Source organism: Ralstonia sp. 25C (assembly GCF_051904805.1).
Classification (GTDB): Bacteria; Pseudomonadota; Gammaproteobacteria; order Burkholderiales; family Burkholderiaceae; genus Ralstonia.
Genome location: NZ_CP196738.1, coordinates 1,170,642 through 1,187,602, shown reverse-complemented (window position 1 = coordinate 1,187,602; position 16,961 = coordinate 1,170,642). Strand labels below are relative to the sequence as shown.

15 protein-coding genes are annotated in these 16,961 nt (G+C 57.5%); 12 read left to right on the top strand and 3 right to left on the bottom strand.

The genetic code is table 11. From position 1 onward, the window contains the following. The first annotated feature begins 256 nt into the window (after nucleotides 1-256). The 6 genes from ACS7SF_RS23800 to ACS7SF_RS23775 all read left to right on the top strand — a co-directional run bounded on the left by ACS7SF_RS23800 (nucleotide 257) and on the right by ACS7SF_RS23775 (nucleotide 7,541). Nucleotides 257-1,273: an amino acid ABC transporter substrate-binding protein gene (locus ACS7SF_RS23800; protein WP_439892950.1), complete on the top strand. Its 1,017-nt coding sequence runs from the start codon at nucleotides 257-259 to the stop codon at nucleotides 1,271-1,273. A gap of 82 nt (nucleotides 1,274-1,355) precedes the next feature. Next, complete coding sequence (locus ACS7SF_RS23795; RefSeq protein ID WP_439894467.1) at nucleotides 1,356-2,528, top strand: amino acid ABC transporter permease; 1,173 nt, start codon at nucleotides 1,356-1,358, stop codon at nucleotides 2,526-2,528. 2 nt (nucleotides 2,529-2,530) lie between these two features. Further along, nucleotides 2,531-3,646 (top strand): amino acid ABC transporter permease, encoded by a 1,116-nt coding sequence (locus ACS7SF_RS23790; RefSeq protein ID WP_439892949.1) that lies wholly within the window; start codon nucleotides 2,531-2,533, stop codon nucleotides 3,644-3,646. A gap of 36 nt (nucleotides 3,647-3,682) precedes the next feature. Next, nucleotides 3,683-4,423, top strand: a complete 741-nt coding sequence (locus ACS7SF_RS23785) for an amino acid ABC transporter ATP-binding protein (protein WP_439892948.1) — start codon at nucleotides 3,683-3,685, stop codon at nucleotides 4,421-4,423. Between the two features lie 60 nt (nucleotides 4,424-4,483). Beyond that, nucleotides 4,484-5,689 carry a trans-sulfuration enzyme family protein gene (locus ACS7SF_RS23780; RefSeq protein WP_439892947.1) on the top strand — a complete coding sequence of 402 codons (1,206 nt, stop codon included), beginning with the start codon at nucleotides 4,484-4,486 and terminating at the stop codon, nucleotides 5,687-5,689. Nucleotides 5,690-5,735: 46 nt separating this feature from the next. Further along, a complete protein-coding gene (locus ACS7SF_RS23775; RefSeq protein ID WP_439892946.1) occupies nucleotides 5,736-7,541 on the top strand; it encodes a methyl-accepting chemotaxis protein in 1,806 nt (601 codons plus the stop codon). A 3-nt stretch (nucleotides 7,542-7,544) separates the two neighbouring features. Here the strand turns inward: ACS7SF_RS23775 and ACS7SF_RS23770 are convergent, their stop codons facing one another. Further along, on the bottom strand, nucleotides 7,545-8,483 hold the full coding sequence (locus ACS7SF_RS23770; RefSeq protein ID WP_439892945.1) for a LysR family transcriptional regulator: 939 nt from the start codon (nucleotides 8,481-8,483) through the stop codon (nucleotides 7,545-7,547). Between the two features lie 184 nt (nucleotides 8,484-8,667). On the opposite strand from ACS7SF_RS23770, the gene ACS7SF_RS23765 reads away from it, so the two are divergent. The 6 genes from ACS7SF_RS23765 to ACS7SF_RS23740 all read left to right on the top strand — a co-directional run bounded on the left by ACS7SF_RS23765 (nucleotide 8,668) and on the right by ACS7SF_RS23740 (nucleotide 13,569). Beyond that, nucleotides 8,668-9,144 carry an Lrp/AsnC family transcriptional regulator gene (locus ACS7SF_RS23765; RefSeq protein WP_439892944.1) on the top strand — a complete coding sequence of 159 codons (477 nt, stop codon included), beginning with the start codon at nucleotides 8,668-8,670 and terminating at the stop codon, nucleotides 9,142-9,144. Between the two features lie 154 nt (nucleotides 9,145-9,298). Further along, nucleotides 9,299-9,859, top strand: coding sequence for a helix-turn-helix domain-containing protein (locus ACS7SF_RS23760; protein ID WP_439892943.1), 561 nt, complete (start codon nucleotides 9,299-9,301; stop codon nucleotides 9,857-9,859). A 289-nt stretch (nucleotides 9,860-10,148) separates the two neighbouring features. Beyond that, nucleotides 10,149-10,928, top strand: a complete 780-nt coding sequence (locus ACS7SF_RS23755; RefSeq protein WP_439892942.1) for an aldolase — start codon at nucleotides 10,149-10,151, stop codon at nucleotides 10,926-10,928. 38 nt (nucleotides 10,929-10,966) lie between these two features. Beyond that, entirely contained in the window at nucleotides 10,967-12,292 is a 1,326-nt protein-coding gene (locus ACS7SF_RS23750) for an MFS transporter (protein WP_439892941.1), read from the top strand. After that, nucleotides 12,289-12,891: a 2-hydroxychromene-2-carboxylate isomerase gene (locus tag ACS7SF_RS23745; RefSeq protein WP_439892940.1), complete on the top strand. Its 603-nt coding sequence runs from the start codon at nucleotides 12,289-12,291 to the stop codon at nucleotides 12,889-12,891. Before ACS7SF_RS23750 ends, ACS7SF_RS23745 begins: the two co-directional genes overlap by 4 nt. A gap of 246 nt (nucleotides 12,892-13,137) precedes the next feature. After that, nucleotides 13,138-13,569: a hypothetical protein gene (locus ACS7SF_RS23740; protein ID WP_439892939.1), complete on the top strand. Its 432-nt coding sequence runs from the start codon at nucleotides 13,138-13,140 to the stop codon at nucleotides 13,567-13,569. A 254-nt stretch (nucleotides 13,570-13,823) separates the two neighbouring features. Here the strand turns inward: ACS7SF_RS23740 and lpdA are convergent, their stop codons facing one another. Beyond that, a complete protein-coding gene (gene lpdA / locus ACS7SF_RS23735; RefSeq protein WP_439892938.1) occupies nucleotides 13,824-15,581 on the bottom strand; it encodes a dihydrolipoyl dehydrogenase in 1,758 nt (585 codons plus the stop codon). A gap of 9 nt (nucleotides 15,582-15,590) precedes the next feature. Further along, a complete protein-coding gene (gene aceF, locus ACS7SF_RS23730; RefSeq protein ID WP_439892937.1) occupies nucleotides 15,591-16,904 on the bottom strand; it encodes a dihydrolipoyllysine-residue acetyltransferase in 1,314 nt (437 codons plus the stop codon). Between the last annotated feature and the right edge of the window lie 57 nt (nucleotides 16,905-16,961).

Here is a 16,961-nt window from a genome sequence, read left to right as displayed (position 1 = left end):
TCAGGATACTTTGTGTCATCGATTTGACGATGGCGCGAGTGCACTCCTCACTCGAAGTATCAAGCCCGCACCAAAGCCAAATCTTGAAATACCAATGTGGCAATCACGGGAGTGAATGCCAGCAGCAATAGCAGTGACCTAAGCGGCGCCGCCCGCCTCCTCGCAGGACGCACCACAAGAAGTGCGCCGCCCTCTTACCGATTCGACACATCGCGTTGCGCATCGGATTCATAGATAAATCAAGGAGAAGACAACCATGCGAATCACCCGCTTTGCGGCCACAGTGCTACTGGGGCTATGCACCGCCGGTCTTGCCCACGCCGGCACCCTGGATACAGTCAAGAAACGCGGTTTTGTGCAGTGCGGCGTCTCTACCAACCTTCCAGGCTTTGCGTTCACCGACAGCAAGGGACAGTGGCAAGGCATCGATGTGGACACCTGCCGATCCATCGCAGCAGCCGTGTTCAGCAATGCCACAAAATTCAAGGTGATTCCGCTGACAACGCAGGCGCGCTTTACCGCTCTGCAATCCGGCGAGGTCGACGTGCTGACGCGTAACACGACGCAAACTATGTCTCGCGACACCACGCTGGGGTTGATTGGTGTCGGCGTGAACTACTACGACAGCCAAGGCATCATGGTGACCAAGGATGCGAAAGTCACCAGCGCAAAGGACTTAGGTGGCGCCACCATCTGCGTCCTTCCCGGCACCACCAACGAGCTGAATCTCACAGACTGGTTCCGCAATCTCAAAAAGCCCTTCAAGCCCGTATTGCTCGATACGGTCGACGAGATTAAACGCGCGTTCTCGTCGGGCCGTTGCGATGGCATCTCGATGGACAAGTCTCAGCTGGCCCTGGCTCGCATCAATTTCGGAAACACCGACAAGTACATCATCCTGCCCGAGCCACTCTCCAAAGAGCCGCTGGGCCCCATGGTTCGTCAAGGCGACGACACGTGGTTCAACGTCGTTCGGTGGTCGCTCAACGCAATGATTGAGGCGGAGGAATACAACCTGACTTCGAAGAACGTTGACGATGCCGTCAAGAACAACACGGCACCAAACATTCAGCGCATTCTCGGAACAACCCCTGGCATGGGTAAGGGTCTCGGCTTGGATGACAAGTGGGCCTACAACATCATCAAGCAAGTCGGTAACTACGGTGAAGTCTTCGATCGGAGCCTGGGCGCGGGTAGTCCGATGAAGCTCGACCGCGGCATTAACGCCCTATATACGAAGGGTGGCTTGATGTACGGCTGGCCGATCCGCTAACCGCCAAGCAGTTGAGAGTGGGCTGAGGCAAGGCTTGCCTCAGCACCACGACTGCATCGCAGAAACGATTCGTCGCTATACCATGAGTTCACATCATCGCGCCCCGTTCAAATTTTCCTGGCAGCACCCAGAGTTCCGGGCCTTGCTGTACCAAGTCATTGTGGTGGGCCTCGTTTGCCTTGTCGCTTGGTATCTCGTTACCAATACCCTGCATAACCTAGCCAGCCGCAACATCGCCACAGGCTTTGCGTTCCTGGATCGCCAAGCCGGATTCTCGATTGGAGAATCCGTCATTGACTATTCCCCGTCCGACACCTATGGACGTGCCATCCTGGTCGGCTTGGTCAATACCTTGCGCGTTTCGGTCGTCGCCCTGGTGCTATCGACAGTCCTAGGCGTGATGATTGGCATCGGCCGACTGTCCACCAACTGGCTGATCTCTCGCATCTCTACGGCGTATGTAGAGCTCATCCGCAACGTGCCAATCCTGCTGCAGTTGCTGATGTGGTACGCCTTCATCGGGGAAGTCTTGCCGGGGCCGCGTGCAGCGCTTAACCCGCTACCAGGCATCTACCTGTCCAATCGAGGTCTGTTGCTGCCTGCACTCGAAGGCCCCGCCCTCACCGCGATCATCATCGGACTGGGAATTGCACTGTTGCTCGTCGTAGTCGTTGCCTTGTTGCAGCGGGCGAGGCAGCGGCGCACAGGCGCGCAATCTAGGTTGTGGCCGTGGGCTGTCGCATTGTTTGCTGCCGTGCCCCTACTAGGCTGGCTAGTGGGCGGCCAAGAAATTCACCTCAGCATTCCGCATCGCAGCGGCTTCAATTTCGAAGGCGGCTGGGCCTTCTCCCCTGAACTATTTGCACTGTCTATCGGTTTAGTCCTCTACACCGCCGCCTTCATTGCCGAAATTGTTCGAGCTGGCATTCAGTCGGTCAGGCAAGGCCAGTGGGAAGCAGCGCAATCAATTGGACTCCCGAGGGGACGAGTCCTTCGGCTGGTCATTTTGCCTCAGGCCCTACGAGTGATCGTGCCCCCGGTTACCAGCCAGTATCTAAACCTCATCAAACACAGCTCGCTTGCGGTCGCGATCGGCTACCCCGACCTCGTCTCTGTCGTCGACACCACGCTGAACCAAACCGGGCAGGCTATTGAAGGCATCCTGATCATCATCTGTGCCTTCATGACTGTGAGCCTGGCAGTCTCGCTGTTGATGAACGTTTACAACAAGCACATTGCATTGGTAGAGCGGTAGACATGGACGACACAACCTCCTCTGTTACGACCGTTGTCGCGAAACCGGCAATGCCGAGTTCAACACCCTGGAGCTGGGCTCGCAAGAAGCTCTTTTACTCCCCGGGCAGCACGCTTTGCAGCCTCCTGACAATCTGGTTGCTATTCGCCATCGTGCCTCCCCTGCTGGAATGGTTGGTTCTCAAAGCGACCTTCCAGACCACCAACCCGCAGTCCTGCCACGATGGGGGTGGTGCATGCTGGGCGTTCATCGGTGAGAAGTACAGGCTCATCTTGTTTGGAACCTACCCCTACGACGAACAATGGCGCCCACTGGCCACGACGGCCTTGCTCATCGCCACTGTCATCGCCACAGCAACGCGACGTTTGCAAGGCCAAGGTCTGGCGGCATTGTGGACTTTCACACTCATTGCCGTTGCAGTTCTGATGTGGGGCGGCGTACTCGGGCTGACCTTTGTTGAGAACACGCGGTGGGGTGGGCTTCCCTTGACCTTGATGTTATCGACGTTTGGCATCGCCTTTGCCTTCCCGATTGGCATCGTCCTCGCACTGGGAAGGCGCTCGCACATGCCGGCCATCAAGGCGCTCTGTGTCGGCTATATCGAGATGATTCGAGGCGTACCGCTGATCAGCCTTCTTTTCATGTCGTCCGTAATGCTGCCGCTGTTCCTTCCGGAAGGGTTCAGCATCGACAAGCTGCTGCGTGCACAGATCGCAATCATCATGTTCACCGCGGCCTACATTGCAGAGGTGGTGCGTGGCGGCCTGCAGTCGATTCCGAAGGGACAGTACGAAGGCGCGGAATCTCTTGGTCTCACGTACTGGCAGCAAATGCGCAAGATCGCGCTGCCGCAAGCCCTGAAAGTCGTGATCCCCCCGCTGGTCAGCACATTCATTGCACTGCTGAAGGACACATCGCTGGTCGTCATCATTGGCATCTTCGATCTGACCCAAGCGGCCAAAGCCGCGCTCGCAGATCCAGCCTGGAACGGCTTCGGTGTTGAAGCCTATCTGTTCATCGGAGCCGTCTACTTCATCTTGTGCTCCACGATCTCGGGGTATAGCCGGCGTCTGGAGCGTCAACTGGCGCAGCGACAGAATGCAACGGCCATTCAGTAAGTAGTGCGATCTATCAGCAGCAGAAAAGGATTCAACATGAGAGACGCTATCGTCAGCCTTCAAAAAGTCAACAAGTGGTATGGGGACTTTCACGTCCTGCGGGACATTGACCTGAATGTCCGCAAGGGCGAGCGCATCGTTATTTGTGGTCCCTCAGGGTCCGGAAAATCGACCATGATTCGTTGTATCAACCGACTCGAAGAGCATCAGGCGGGAAGCATCACAGTCGATGGCACCGAACTGATCAACGACCTCAAGCGCATTGAGGCGATCCGGAAAGACGTCGGCATGGTTTTCCAGCACTTCAACCTGTTCCCCCACCTCACCGTGCTGGAGAACCTCACGCTTGGGCCGACTTGGGTGCTCAAGAAGCCGCAAGCTGAGGCTGAGGCACTTGCGATGAAGTATCTGGAGCGGGTCCGGATTCCGGATCAGGCGCACAAGTATCCAGGACAGTTGTCGGGCGGGCAGCAGCAGCGCGTTGCCATCGCGCGGTCGCTCTGCATGGCGCCCAAGATCATGCTGTTTGATGAACCGACCTCAGCGCTCGATCCCGAGATGGTCAAGGAAGTGCTCGACGTCATGATCAGTCTTGCCGAAGAGACCAAGATGACCATGCTGTGTGTGACGCACGAGATGGGATTCGCCAGAAAGGTGGCGGATCGCGTCATCTTCATGGATCGCGGAGAAATCGTTGAGCAGAACGATCCGGAACGCTTCTTTGACGATCCTCAGACAGACCGCGCCCGAAAGTTCCTCAACCAGATCGTTCACTAACGGCGTGGCGCTGCTACGCCAAGCCCCAACAACATCCTGCCACCCGAAAAGGACCCAAAGATGCAAGACGAATCGCACGAACTCGGATTCCAGACTCGAGCATTGCACCATGGCCACGACCACTCCGACCCTTACGGTGCAGTGTCCCCGCCGGTCTACATGACGTTGACGTTTGCGTTTGAGAACACGGCGGATGCAGCGGCACCATTTTCGGGTGAAAGTGATCGGTACGTTTATGGCCGTCAGCACAACCCTACCCAACATCTTCTCGAGACCCGCCTAGCCTCTCTCGAAGGCGCGGAAGCCGCGCTGGTAACGGGTTCCGGTATGGGTGCCATCTGCTCAACGTTGTTGACTCTGCTGAACGCAGGCGACGAGCTCATCGTTCACCACACGATGTACTCCACGGCTACATCGTTTGTCGACGACGGCCTGCCGCGTTTCGGCGTCAAAGTTACGAAAATCGATCTGACGAACCCGGTGAATCTACGGAACGCGCTCTCCGACAAGACTCGGATCGTCTACTTCGAGACCCCGATCAACCCTACGGCGCAGCTTCTGAACATTCGGGCACTCTCCGACATAGCACACGAGCGCAAAGGGGTTCGCGTGTTGGTAGATTCGACCTTTGGCTCGCCCGCATTGCAGCGACCGCTGGAGCACGGCGCAGACCTCGTCATTCACTCGATGACGAAGTACATCAACGGGCACGGAGACCTCCTCGCTGGCACCGTGCTAGGGGATCTCGCCACGATCAAGAAGATTCGGTCGATTGGACTCAAGTACATGACGGGGGCCACGCTGTCCCCGCTGCTTTGTTTCCTTGTCACGCGAGGACTGAAGACGCTGACTTTGCGCATGCGCCAACATAGTGAGAGCGCATTGAAGGTGGCCCAGATGCTGCAATCACATCCAGCCGTAAAACAGGTGCGCTACGGCTTCTTGCAAGACAGTCCCGATCACACGCTGGCCCGCGCTCAGATGACCCATGGTGGTGGGATGCTGTCGTTCGACCTCCACTCGGGCCTGGACGGCGCAATCAAGATGATCGATCGCCTGAAACTGGTGTCCCGTGCAATCAGCTTGGGCGATACAGAGTCTCTGATCACCCATCCAGGCACGCTGATTCGTGCACGCCAGAAGGTAGAACCTACGGCTCAGCTCAGCGCAGGTGTCACGATGGACCTGATCCGTCTGTCCGTTGGATTGGAGGATGCAGACGACATCATCGCTGACCTGCAGCAAGCGCTCGATTCGTTGCAGTAACAGCATTACCGCCGGCCGAATTCGACACCTCTTAGGACATAACGCTGTGTTCACTTCCATCCGAACCCGCATTCTGCTGACCTGCGTCACTATCGTGGTCGGCGCACTCGCTTTGGCCGGCGGGCTCAACTACCTCGTGACCCGTTCGCACAACGACGAATCGATCCGCCAGAACTTGCAATCCGTCACGCGCGGCCACATCGCGGGCATCGATGATTGGGTTGCGTCCAAAACACAGATGATCGCCTCGCTACAGGAGATCGCTCTGTCGGCCGACCCCGTCTCGGCGCTCAAGACTGTTCAGGATGCGGGAGGATTCATCAAGGTCTACGTCGGCTATCCCGATAAGTCGTACAAATTCTCGGACTCGAGCGGCATTCCCCCCACCTACGATCCGACTGCGCGCCCTTGGTATAAGCAAGCCGTAGAAGCAGGCAAACCGGTGCTAACTACGCCGTATATCGGCGTAGCTACAGGCAAGCTTCTCGTGACCTTTGCAATCCCCATTCTCCAGGGCGGCAACCTCAAGGGCGTAATCGGTGGTGATGTGGCGTTGGACAGCGTGATCGCGAATGTGAACGCCATTCGCCCGACACCCGCCAGCTTCGGCTTCCTTGTGAACGCGGCCGGCAGCATCGTTGCGCACCCGGATAGCAAGCTCACACTCAAGCCCGCGACAGAGCTGTCGGCGGGCCTCAACGAAGCCACACTGGCATTGCTGGTGCAAGCAGAGAAGCCGGTGGAGGTGACCGTAGATGGGGCCGCCAAGCTGCTCTACCGCCAAGGCGTAAAGGGCACCGATTGGGGCCTCATCGTGGCACTGGACAAGTCTGACGCCACTGTGGGCATGCGTTCGCTGGTAATGACTTCAGCGGGCGCTCTGGTGGGCGTGGCCTTCGTGGCTGCGCTCATTGTCAGTGCGACTACCTCGCGCGCGTTCCGTCACCTGTCTATGATTCGCGATGTGATGGACGACATCGGCTCGGGCAGCGGTGACCTCACCAAGCGCCTGCCGTCGGACGGTGAAGACGAAGTCGCGCAGATCGCCCGCTCGTTCAACACCTTTGCGGACAAGCTCACCGCCGTGATGCAGCAGATCCGTCTGGGCAGCGATTCGGTGCGCTCCGCAGCGCAAGAGATTGCCGCCGGCAATGCGGACCTCTCGCAGCGCACTGAAGAGCAAGCCAGCTCGCTAGAAGAGACTGCGTCGAGCATGGAAGAACTGACGAGCATCGTTAAGCAGAACGCCGACAACGCGCGGCAGGCGGGTCAGCTCGCCGTCACTGCGTCAGACGTTGCCACCCGCGGCGGCGATGTGGTTGGCCAGGTTGTGCAGACCATGGGCGGCATCAACGAAAGCAGCACGAAGATCGCCGACATCATCGGCGTGATCGAGAGCATCGCGTTCCAGACCAACATCCTGGCGCTGAACGCCGCGGTGGAAGCCGCACGTGCCGGAGAACAAGGCCGGGGCTTTGCCGTGGTGGCGAGCGAAGTGCGCAGCCTCGCGCAGCGCTCAGCCAGTGCCGCCAAGGAAATCAAGGCGCTGATCAGCGACTCAGTGGATCGTGTTTCCAACGGCACGGCGCTGGTCGATCAGGCCGGCGTAACGATGGCTGAGATTGTCGATGCAGTGAAGCGCGTGACCGACATCATGGGCGAGATCTCTGCTGCATCGGAGGAGCAGAGCAGCGGCATCGAGCAGGTCAACCAGGCCGTCAACCAGATGGATCAGGTGACGCAGCAGAACGCCGCACTGGTTGAGCAGGCCGCTGCCGCAGCGGAATCGTTGGAAGAACAGGCAAACAGTCTCAACGAGGCAGTGTCTGCCTTCAAGCTCACCAACCAATGAACATCAGTCCGCCACTCGAAATGCGTCGTTCGTCGTCATACCAGCCAAACGTGCCACCTCGACCGACGTCAGCATGAGTTGCTTCATCACGGCCAATTCATGCCGATCCGTACGTTCAATTGCGACGACTCTACGGGACATGCACGGATTGGCAATTTGGACTTTGCGCAAATGGTATTGATTCAGAACGCGATCGGGTATCCGCTTGGGGAGGATGCACACCCCAACACCAGACGCAACCATCTCAAGCATGACGTCTACGGTCTCCGCCTCCACCATGAAATGTGGATTCAACCCACTGCTGTGGATCATTCGCCTGAGCGCGTAATGTGGTGGAAATCCGATCAGCTTCGGCATGTCCGTGGTCAGATCAACCCCGTCCGCCGTTGCGCAATCCGGCCCAACGACAAGGCACATCTCGTCGTCGAAAAGCGGCGTCGATACAAGCTTGTCCGACGCCACAGCCGTATCGTAGACGAACCCGACATCGGCCTTCCCGCTTTCAACCAGATCAACCACCTCGGGCGAACTGCGGCCCATGACCGAGAGGTTGATTCCGGTGTGTCGTTCAGAAAACGCTTTGACCAGGTCACTGACGAAGTAGTAGCTGAGGGTATGCACACTCACGAGCTTCAGCGTACCCCGCAGTTCGTGCCGATCGCGCAGTGTGCTAATCGCTGCATCTATGTTGGCGAACGCCGGACGGACCTCTTCAAGTACCCGACGCCCGCAGTCCGTCAGGTCCATGCCTCTGCCTGTTCGAACGAACAACGTACAACCCAAGTGCGCTTCGAGGGAAGCCAGTTGCCTGCTAAGTGCGGGTTGCGTGCAGTCAAGGTCGTCCGCTGCTCGCGACAACGACTTCACCTCAGCAATCTTGATGAAGTAGCGCAGCTGCTTATCGAAGGTTTCCACTATCTTTGCCTCCTGAACGATCGCCAAGTACGTCTGCTTGGGCGGCGCGCACCGTTATTGTTGTCGTATTCCAGCCCATCGGTGCGCGTGGGGATGGATCTTCTATGTCGATACTTTACGCCGACAGCAGTGGCATTAGGTACTGCTCACATAGTCTAGATTCCGCACATTCGGCACAGTATGCCGTGCACCTCAGTACATTCGGTAGATCATGCATCTCGATAGCACAGACCTGCGCATTCTGGACGAGCTCCAGCGCGATGGCTCCCTTTCCAATGTCGAGCTTTCACGACGGGTACACCTCTCACCCTCACCATGCCTGACACGCGTACGAGCGTTGGAGGCCTCTGGCGTACTCGATCGATATGTAGGGCTGGTCAATGCCCAGGCATTAGGTTTGGGGCTGAATGTCTTTATCTCCATCAGCTTGGCTTCCCAATCCAAAGAGGCATTGGCCGAATTTGAAAGACACATCGCAGAGCATGAGGAAGTGATGGAGTGCTATTTGATGAGCGGGGACAGTGACTATCTCATTCGTGTCGCCCTGACCGACGTTGCAGCACTGGAGCGCTTCATCTTGAATCAGCTTACGCCCATCCCCGGCATCGAAAAAATCCGTTCAAGCTTCGCCCTCAAACAGGTCCGTTACAAGACGGCGCTACCACTGCCATTACCACGAGCCCCCTAAACCAGACGAGGCGATTCAATCGTCGCAGTACTTGCCTAGGCCATCCGATCCAGGCCTTCGCAGGATAGGTATCCGCTAGTTGGTAGGTCCGTTACACGCGGCGCGAAATGTGCCGACACGATCTCCTTCTCCCTTCATTTGATTCCCAGGCCTGATGGCCTCTTTGCCGGCGTTGGCGATCAATCTCAAACTTCTACGTGTCCAGCATGGACTCACGCTCGAGCAAGTTGCGCAGAGTACAGGGCTGACCAAGAGCAATCTTTCAAAAGTGGAGCGAGGTCTTTCCAGCCCCTCCATTGAATCCGCTCTAGCCATTGCCAAAGCGGTGGGTGTCACAGTAGACCGCCTCTTCGGGCGGCCCAGCGAGGGAGACCCCATTACGATTATTCGGCCTGATCGTGCCGAGGCTGCAGATTCACCCGACGCGATGTCATTGGTTGCTGGTTTGAGTTCCAACCGAGTCATGCGTGCATTTGTGATTCACCCAAGTCATCAAGCCCCGCGCGGCCGCCTCATGAGCCACCACGAAGGCGAGGAAATTCTTTACGTCCTTGAGGGAGAGGTAGAACTACACATCGCGCGTCGCAAAGAGAATCTCACCAAAGGTGCATGTGTACATTTCGAGTCGGCAACCCCACATAGGTTAATCGCCGTAGGGAAAAAACACAGTTCGGTCCTCGTCGTTGTCGCCTCCACGAAGCAGCCACAGAACTAGTGCTCTACGACCTCTGACACAAGGCTTCTCAAGCCCTTCAGTATCTCGGCTGACGTTCCGCTGAACGCTGCGCTTTCCTCTGCCTCTCTCCAGTCACACCTCGTACACGTCGCTGCGCTGGGTGCATCCAGTATCGGCCTTGCGATTGACCACGCATGTCGTGACCTAGTCGAATGGAATAGCAGCTATGAGCCGCAATTCATGGCTCACATGGATATACCGCAACACAATTGGGGAACCAGTTGCTGGCAAACCAGCCTGCAGCGAACAAGTACATGGAGACGTACCCGTGAATACCCCATTGAGAGAGAAAGCCTACTTCGACCAACGTGCAACGCAGGACATGGCGAAGCATCTTCGCGTCCAGCAACGCAGCATGCAAGAGACCATGGCTTACGCTTGTCGCATCCTTGCGATGACCGAGCAGGAAGCGGGTCTCGCCGGGCAAATCAGCGTTCGATCCGAGCGACCGGGTGCCTACTGGACACTGCGCTTTGGTCTCGGTTTCGATGAAGCCACGCCACGGGACTTCATTGAGGTGGACCGCGACCTCAATACGCTCACTGGCGAAGGAATGGCTAACCCCGCCACGCGCTTCCATCTGTGGGTGTATGACGCCCGCCCCGACGTCAACTCGATCATTCATACGCATTCGCCTTGGGCGTCGGCGCTAGCAGCTGCCCGCCAAAATCTGGTGATCGCGCAAATGGATATGACCCCGCTGCACAATGATTGCGCGTTCCTTGGGGAATGGCCGGGCGTACCCATTGCTGACCAGGAAGGCGTCATCATCTCGGAAGCGCTGGGCAACAAGCGAGCCATCATCCTCGCTCACCACGGATATCTGACCGCAGGAAAGACCTGCGAAGAGGCGACCTACCTGTCGGTTTATCTGGAGCGCGCTGCACGTATGCAGATTCGCGCTCAAGTCTTTGGTCAGCTAACCCCAGTTGACGACGCCCTCGCGGCTGAGGCACACGACTACCTGCTCAAGCCATCAATCGTGAATGCCACCTTCAACTATTGGGCACGGCAAACGCACGGCATTCCTCCGCTGGAGGTCAAGTAATCCGCTGACTCTTCCACACCAGACAGAAGGAGGTCGCAATGCCGACGCCACAATCCGAAGGTGCTCATTCTAGGCACCAATACATCACGGCCGGCTTGGCCAGCATGATGGGCACCACCATCGAGTGGTACGACTTCTTTCTCTATGGAACAGCGGCAGCACTGATCTTCAACAAGATCTTCTTCCCCGCGTTCGACCCTCTAACGGGTACGCTTGCAGCTTTCGCGACGTACTCGGTCGGCTTCTTTGCGCGGCCGCTAGGCGGCATTATCTTTGGCCATTTTGGTGACAGGACCGGGCGCAAATCAATGCTGCTCGTTACGCTGTTTTTGATGGGCATTCCGACCATCCTCATTGGCTTGATCCCCTCCTACGACAGCATCGGCTACTGGGCAGCTTTGCTGCTTGTGCTGTTGCGGTTCCTACAAGGTATTGCGGTCGGCGGCGAATGGGGTGGCGCTGTTCTGATGGCTGTCGAACACGCTCCGCATGGCAAGAAGGGATTCTTTGGCAGCTTGCCCCAGGCTGGTGTTGGGCCGGGCTTGATCCTATCGTCGCTGGCAATGGGAGGTGTTGCGGCGCTCCCCGAACACGACATGCTGACTTGGGGATGGCGACTGCCATTCGTGGCAAGTGTCGTGCTTCTTCTCATTGGCTGGTTCATCCGCATCAAGGTAAAAGAGTCCCCAGACTTTGAACGAATGGAATCAAAGGGCGACAAGGTACAAGTCCCCGCCATGGTGGTTCTTCGTCAGTATCCGAAGGAAGTTCTAGTAGTTGTCGGCGCTCGTTTAGCTGAAGTGACCTGGTTCTATACGGTCGTGACGTTTTCGCTGGCCTACGCCACCGGCACACTTGGCATTGCGCGAACCGTGATGCTTGAAGCCACAGTGTGGGGAGCCCTATTGGCACTTTTCACCATGCCCCTATTCGGGGTGCTGGGCGACAAGGTCGGCTTCAAGTGGGTATTCATGGTTGGCTCGATGAGCATCTTGGTATTCGCGCCTGTCTTCTTCACGATGCTGCAATCGCTTGAATCGCACAAAATTACGCTGGCTGTAGTGATTGCAGTCGGCGTGGTCTATGCCTGTCTTTACGGTCCGGAAGGCAGTCTGTTCTCCGCACAGTTTCCGCCCGAAGTGCGGTACAGCGGAATCTCCATTGCCGTGCAAATTTCCGGCGCCGTTGGTGGTGGCCTTGCACCAATCATTGCGACATCGCTGCTAGCGCATGGTAGTGGCAATCCCGGATACATCGTGTGGTACCTGAGCGCCCTCGGCATCGTTGCTGTTGTCAGTTCACTATTCATGCACGCCCCGTCCCGTTTCGCCTCGTCCTCCCTGAGCCACGGAGCCCCCCAATGACATCTCGCCACATCGATTACTACTTCTGGATGAACTCGGATTGGGCCTATCTCGGCGCAGACCGCCTGGAAGCCATCGCCGCAACGCATGGCGTTGAGATCCGATACAAGCCCGTCGATCTTCCTAATGTGTACTCACGCACTGGCGGTGTACTACTGGGGCAGCGCGCCCCGGAGCGACAGGCCTACCGCATCATCGAGCTGAAGCGTTGGTGTGAGAAGTTGGGTATTCATGTGAACCCTCTGCCTGCCCACATGTGCCCCAACGCAGATCTGGCTTCACGTATTGTCATCGCAGCCGGTGAGGCCGGAATCCCAGTCGTCGGTCTGTACAAGGCAATTCTCCGTGCGGAGTGGTGTGAGGAGCGAGATATTTCCTCAGAGCAGACGTTGCGCGAGATATTGCAGGAGCAACGCCTTGATGACGAGCTGCTGCTTCGACAAGCCAGCACGCCGGAGATAGAGCAGCAGTACCGCCGCTATACCGACGAAGCGGTCCAGACCGGAGTCTTTGGTTCTCCTTCCTACGTCTTCCGGGGCGAGCTGTTCTGGGGCCAAGATCGGCTAGACATGCTTAACGAATGCATTGCCAAGGGTTGACGACCATACGCGCCAGACGGTATTTCAAGCAGTTGCCCTTAGTACTAATTCTGCGCAGTAGGAACATATCGCAGCGAATCCGCCAATGCGATTCGAGAATCTAGCAAACAACGACGTGCCATCAGAATGACCAGTTTTTCTTAGGGACAACATGACAGCATCGGCGCCATCCAGGGCGGCGGCGCCGAGAACATCATCCCCGACAGCGTGCTGCCACGTGGAACGATCCGCTCGTACAAGCCGGCGGTGCGACAGAAGATTTTTGACGGCATCTGTCGCACGGCAAAGGCGGTTGCAGACATGTCGGACGGGCCTGAGGCCCACGTCAAGATCATCGAAGGCGCCACCGCTGTGAACAACGATCCAACGGTAGTGGCACGTACCGAGGCAATATTCAAAACCGCCTTCGGCAACGACCGCGTGCTGCGCGTGCTTCCCTCTACAGCTAGCGAAGATTTCTCGGTGTTCGTTGACGCCGGCATTCCATCGATGTTGTTCTTCATCGGCGTTTATGACCCGCAGCAGTTCTCCGCTTCGCTCAAGCCGGGCGCAAGGCCACTGCCGTCCAATCATTCCCCCGTTCGTGCCATTGCCGGAACCAACTATCAAGACGGGGGCACGGCGATGTCGCTGGCAGTGCTTAACGCTTTGCAATGGAGCAAACCATCGGGCCAGTGAGGGTGACCGAGCAACCGTGCTAGTTCGAGGCGAAGATCGCAAACAACAGGCCAGTAGCAAGACGGTTTTGTGCAACACGGCCCCGCTCACACGCATTGAAACAGGGCCATCAAAGCGGTGGCCTGTGTCACATCACGCCGACCTGGCTGCAATGGCCCCGCCCCTCTCTGTACCAATGAAACCTGAGCAAACGTCGTGCTGGATTCACGACGCCCCCTCACCTTTGCCACCATCATGCTGTAAGAGGAGGCGTGCTAGCGAGCACGGCGTTGGGCTGGGATATCGGTGCAGGTACCGTGTGCAACCTCACCGGCTAGCCCGATTGACTCGCAGAGAGTCGGATGAGGATGGATAGTCTTACCGATATCCACAGCATCACACCCCATCTCCAGCGCCAGACATACCTCACCAATCAGATCACCTGCGTGTGAGCCAACGATGCCACCGCCCACCAATCGATGCGTTTGTGCGTCGAAAACGAGCTTAGTGAATCCTTCGTCGCACCCGTTTGCAATGGCACGGCCCGACGCGGCCCAAGGGAACACGGCCTTCTCGACTTCAATACCTCGTTTCCGGGCTTCATCCTCCGTCAGCCCAGTCCAGGCGACTTCCGGCTCCGTATAGGCAACGCCTGGAATCTGCATTGCATCGAACGTGGTCTTGTGCCCCGCAGCAGCCTCCGCCGCCACATGCCCCTCATGCACCGCCTTGTGAGCAAGCATCGGCTGACCGACAACGTCGCCGATTGCGAAGATATGCGGCACGTTTGTCCGCATCTGGCTGTCCACCGAGATATAGCCTCGCTCATCAACAGCCACCCCCGCTCGTTCCGCGCTGATCTTGTTGCCGTTCGGGCTGCGACCTACGGCTACCAAAACAAGGTCATAGCACTGCGGGTCCTCCGGAGCCTTCTCGCCTTCAAACGTCACCACGATGCCTTGCGCACTGACATCCGCCTTGACGGTCTTAGTGTTCAACATGACGTTGTCGAATCGGTGAAGGTTCTTTTTCTCCCACACCTTGACCAGATCACGATCTGGACCTTGCATCAAACTGTCCGCCGTCTCCACAACATCGATGCGGACTCCGAGCGAGGAATAGACCGTAGCCATCTCCAAACCAATAATGCCGCCGCCGATCACCAGCATGCGCTTTGGCACTGCCTCTAGCTCGAGGGCACCCGTCGAATCGACTATACGAGGATCGTCCGGCATGAACGGCAGCCTCACCGCTTGAGATCCTGCGGCGATAACGCAGTGCTTAAACTTCACCACGGTTTTCTCGCCCGTCTTGCTTTGACCAGTGCCGGTAGTCAGCCCAACTTCGAGGTGGTGAGGGTCAAGGAAAGTGCCATATCCACGCAACACATCTACCTTACGCCCCTTCGCCATACCGGCTAGGCCACTCGTGAGTTTTCCTACGACTTTCGCCTTATGGCCACGCAGCTTTTCAAGTTTCACCGTGGGCGTCGAGAATTCGATCCCAAGGTCCGCAAAGTGAGCAACCTCGTTCATGACGCCGGTAACGTGGAGCAGCGCCTTTGAGGGAATGCAGCCAACGTTCAGGCAAACGCCGCCGAGCGTCGCGTACCGCTCTACCAGCACCGTCTTCATACCAAGATCGGCCGCGCGAAAGGCAGCCGAGTACCCTCCCGGCCCCGCGCCAAGAACCAACATGTCGTATTCGATGTCAGCACTACCGGTGTCAGTTGCCAACGCCGCGACTTTGGCTACCGCTCCCGGTGAGGCAACTGGTGAAGCAACGCCAACCTCTGCCACCTCAAGCTTGAGCAGCGCACTACCTTCGCCCACTCTGTCACCCAACTTCACCAACACTTCTGTCACTGTACCGGCGACCGAGCAAGGCACGTCCATGGTCGCCTTGTCGGACTCCAGAGCACAGATGGCATCGTTGATCTCAAGCGTGTGGCCCGGCTTCGCAAAGATCTCGATGATTGGGACATCGGAGAAATCGCCGATGTTCGGGACTTTCACTTCCACAATTTGAGTCATCTTTGGTCCTTAGAGCATGACCCGACGAAAGTCGGCCAGAAGCCCCGTCAAGTGCACTAGGAAGCGTGCAGCAGCAGCACCATCGACTACACGGTGATCCCAGGACAACGACATAGGCAAGATCAGCCTTGGCGTGAAGCCCTGACCGTCCCACATTGGCTTCATCTGCGAGCGGGTAACGCCGAGAATGGCAACCTCCGGCGCGTTGATAATGGGGGTGAAACCTGTACCGCCAATGCCACCGAGGCTCGACACAGTAAAGGTGCCCCCAGTCATATCGGCAGGCCCGAGCTTGCCGTCACGCGCTTTCCTTGCCAGCTCACCACATTCGGCCGCAATCTCGCGGATGCCTTTCTTGTCCGCGTCACGAACCACTGGCACCACTAAACCGTTAGGCGTGTCCGCTGCGAAACCGATGTGGTAATACTGTTTGAGAACCAAGGACTGCTTTCCATCCTCAAGGCTCAGCGAGCTATTGAAGTGTGGGAACGCCTTGAGAGTTGCTACCGCTGCCTTGATCAGGAAGGCGAGCATCGTCACTTTCGATCCATCCTTCCCAGCCTCTTGATTGAGCCGAACACGGAAAGCCTCAAGCTCCGTGATGTCAGCTTCATCGAAATTGGTAACGTGGGGAATCATCACCCAGTTGCGAGCGAGGTTCTCACCCGAGATCTTCTTGATGCGAGATAGCCCCACACTCTCAATCGGACCAAACTTGCTAAAGTCGATCGACGGCCACGGGAGCAGGTTTAGGCCGGCGCCGGCCGCGCCACTCCGTGCACTACCGCCGATCGTAGTCTGACGGTCCCCCGCAAGCTGAGTTAGCGTCTCTTTGACGAACCGCTGCACGTCATCCTGCAAAATTCGGCCGCCCTTGCCGCTCGCACTCACTTTCGTAATATCCACACCCAACTCACGCGCGTAACGACGCACTGAAGGGCTAGCATGCGGTTTGGTAGACGGCTCTTTGGAGATCGGCGCCGCGGGAGGTGGCGTAGCCGGTGCCGGGGCTTTCGCTGGTGCCGCGAGTGGGGGTGTAGGCTTAGGCCTGGTTGCCGGCATCGCGGCCAGAGCATCGGTTTCAGCAATGCGCAAACTTAAGATGGCGCTGCCCTGCGATATGCGGTCTCCCACCACTACCTTCAGTGAGTCCACAATGCCAGACACCGGACTCGGAACGTCCATAGTCGCCTTGTCTGACTCCAAGACCATAAGCGCCTCGTCCGCTCGAACGTGATCGCCTGGCTTAACCAAAATCTCGATGACCGGTACGTCCTTGAAATCCCCAATGTCGGGGACGTGAATCTCCCTGATTTCACTCATGGATTGTTATCGTCCGTGGGAAGGCTCCGGTCCGCGAATGCGGACCGGATATAGCGC

Bases quoted from the DNA above. Each gene is read 5' to 3' on its own strand.
- ACS7SF_RS23765 (WP_439892944.1), top strand. From the start codon at position 8,668: ATGCATCTCGATAGCACAGACCTGCGCATTCTGGACGAGCTCCAGCGC.
- ACS7SF_RS23785 (WP_439892948.1), top strand. From the start codon at position 3,683: ATGAGAGACGCTATCGTCAGCCTTCAAAAAGTCAACAAGTGGTATGGG.
- ACS7SF_RS23800 (WP_439892950.1), top strand. From the start codon at position 257: ATGCGAATCACCCGCTTTGCGGCCACAGTGCTACTGGGGCTATGCACC.
- aceF (WP_439892937.1), bottom strand. From the start codon at position 16,904: ATGAGTGAAATCAGGGAGATTCACGTCCCCGACATTGGGGATTTCAAG.
- ACS7SF_RS23795 (WP_439894467.1), top strand. From the start codon at position 1,356: ATGAGTTCACATCATCGCGCCCCGTTCAAATTTTCCTGGCAGCACCCA.
- ACS7SF_RS23745 (WP_439892940.1), top strand. From the start codon at position 12,289: ATGACATCTCGCCACATCGATTACTACTTCTGGATGAACTCGGATTGG.
- ACS7SF_RS23780 (WP_439892947.1), top strand. From the start codon at position 4,484: ATGCAAGACGAATCGCACGAACTCGGATTCCAGACTCGAGCATTGCAC.
- lpdA (WP_439892938.1), bottom strand. From the start codon at position 15,581: ATGACTCAAATTGTGGAAGTGAAAGTCCCGAACATCGGCGATTTCTCC.
- ACS7SF_RS23750 (WP_439892941.1), top strand. From the start codon at position 10,967: ATGCCGACGCCACAATCCGAAGGTGCTCATTCTAGGCACCAATACATC.
- ACS7SF_RS23760 (WP_439892943.1), top strand. From the start codon at position 9,299: ATGGCCTCTTTGCCGGCGTTGGCGATCAATCTCAAACTTCTACGTGTC.
- ACS7SF_RS23790 (WP_439892949.1), top strand. From the start codon at position 2,531: ATGGACGACACAACCTCCTCTGTTACGACCGTTGTCGCGAAACCGGCA.